This is a genomic window from Modestobacter marinus (assembly GCF_019799945.1).
Taxonomy (GTDB): Bacteria; Actinomycetota; Actinomycetes; order Mycobacteriales; family Geodermatophilaceae; genus Modestobacter; species Modestobacter marinus_B.
The window spans coordinates 1-2,180 of the sequence record NZ_JABGCH010000086.1; the positions used below are offsets into that span (position 1 = coordinate 1).

Consider the following 2,180-nt stretch of genomic DNA (forward strand, 5'->3'; position numbering starts at 1 on the left):
ACTGGGCCTGTAAAGAATCAACTTGTCGGCGTGTTGTTGGCGGCGGCCTGGGGACCCGGCAGTGAGGCGAGGAGCTCGGCCGCGGTGGTGAACCGGGTCGCGCCCGGTGTGGCGGAGTAGCCGTTCTGGTCGAGGAGCGGGCCGACTTCGCGCAGCACGCCTCCGATGGTGCGGCGGCTGACTTCGAACAGCTCGGCGAGGGTGTCGTGGGTGGCCAGGCCGCGCCGGTGGAGCACGGTGGCCAGCACTCGCTCGGCGTCGGTGATCTTCTGCATGAAGATGCCACCGCGGGCGCCGGGCAGCCGTTCGCCGCCGCGAGCTCGATGTCGATGGCGCTCGGCGCGGGCGGCCAACACGGGCACGATCCTGTCGGTCAGCGTGGCGAGGCCGGCCCGCGGCATGCCGGTCAGAGCAGGATCGGCGAGCCGTTCGGCCAGCCGCGGCCGGGCCGGGTGCGGGCCGCTGCCTGACGCGTAAGTCATGAGCGCGTCCGCGGTGGCGAAGCGCAGCGTGGTCGGGTCCATCGTGTGGCCGTGGTCGGCGAGCAGTTGGCGGGTGTCGGCGATGGCCTGGCCGATCGAGTTGGCGTTGACCCCGAGCAGGTCGGAGAGCACGTTCATCGAGCAGAGTTGGCGCTGGTAGACGACGGTGACCAGCACCCGGTCGGCCTCGGTGAGTAGTCCGGTGCTGCCCGCGCCGGCCGCGCGGCGCCGCGGTCCGCCGCGTTGGGTGAAGCGGCGTTGGGCGGCCTGGGCGGCCTGCGCCGGGGCGAGCAGCGCGGCGAGTTCGGCCAGCTCGGCGGCGCTCATGCCGGTCAGCCGTTCATCGGCGAGCACGGCCAACGCCCGCGCGCGGGCGCGAGCGCGCTCGTCGGCGTGCACCGGACCGCTCTCGGCGCCGCCGGTGGGGGCGACGGTGTAGTTCCAGGCGCCGTGCCGGGCGTGGGCGGTGATCGGCAGCCGGCGCAGCTCGCCGGCGGGAACGGCAATTCCGAGGGGATAGCTGCCGGTGTCGAGGGCGGCCTCGACCCGCAGCCCGGTGCGGGTGCGGGTCGAGGCGATCGTGGCGACGACGACCTGATGGCTGGTCAGCGGCCGGCCGCGCCAGTTCATGGTGATCTGGGAGAACAGCCGGTGCTCGATCTTGTTCCACTTCGAGGTGCCCGGCGGAAAGTGGCAGACCGTGATCGTCAGGCCGGTCTCGGCGGCCAGCGCCGCCAGCTCGGCCTTCCACAACCGGTAGCGGTAGCTGTTGGACCCGCCCGCATCGGCGGTGATCAACAGCCGGTCTGCGCCCGGATGGTCGGCCGCGCCGCGGGCGGCCCACCAGCGGCGGATCGAGGCGACGGCGAACGCCGAGGTGTCGTGGTCGACCCCGACGTTGACCCAGCCGGCGTCGCTGCTCAGGTCGTAGACGCCGTAGGGAATGGCCAGCGGCACCTCCGGCCCGGCGGTGAAGAAGCTGTGGTCCTCCACCGCAACCGGGTCGCCTTTCGGCCGCCATTCCCGGCCGGCGGCGGGCAGCTGTCCGAGCTGCTCCTTCTTCTTCGCATCGACGCTGATCACCGGGGCTCCGTCGGCCTGGTGGGCCTTGACCTGCTCGTTGATGTAGGCGAACTGCGCATCGCGGTCGGGATGCTGCTTGCCTTCCAGTGTCTTGGCCGTGCCCTGCAGGCTGAACCCGGCCTGCCGCAGCAGCCGGGCCACCGTCGGAGCGGAGACCGGATGCCCCTGCCCGGTCAGCTCGGCGGCCAGATGCCGCAACGACTTCGTCGTCCAGCGCAGCGGCGACATCGGATCGCCCCGCGCGTTCGGCTCGACCAGCCCCAGCAGGGCCGCCGCCAGCTCCGGGTCATGCGCGGTGACCGGCTTACGTCCTCCGCCGGCCCGCCGTGACCGCCCGACCCGCAGCGGCTCCTCCTCGCCGGAGTCCAGCTCGGTCACGCCGCGGCGCACGGTGGTGGGGCTGACCCGCGCCGCCTCCGCGACCGCGGCCACGCCCCCGTGCCCCAGCAGCCGGGCCTCGCAGGCCAGCGCCAACCGCTGCTGCCGCTCGTTCAGATGCGGCAGCAGCACCTCGAACCTGGTGGCAAGCTGGCCGCGGACCTCCTCGTCGACGCGCATAGCAGATCGTCGACCCCGAATCCGGGAAAGAACAGCTTGATTCCTGACAGGCCCACT

General features: G+C 72.7%; 1 protein-coding gene. It reads right to left on the minus strand.

The genetic code is table 11. The features are described 5' to 3' along the window. Positions 1–17: 17 nt before the first annotated feature. Entirely contained in the window at positions 18–2,123 is a 2,106-nt protein-coding gene (locus HK417_RS24160) for an ISAzo13 family transposase (RefSeq protein WP_222273207.1), read from the minus strand. Between the last annotated feature and the right edge of the window lie 57 nt (positions 2,124–2,180).

What these genes read in the sequence shown, in the direction of transcription:
- HK417_RS24160 (WP_222273207.1), bottom strand. Translation starts at nt 2,123, where the DNA reads ATGCGCGTCGACGAGGAGGTCCGCGGCCAGCTTGCCACCAGGTTCGAG.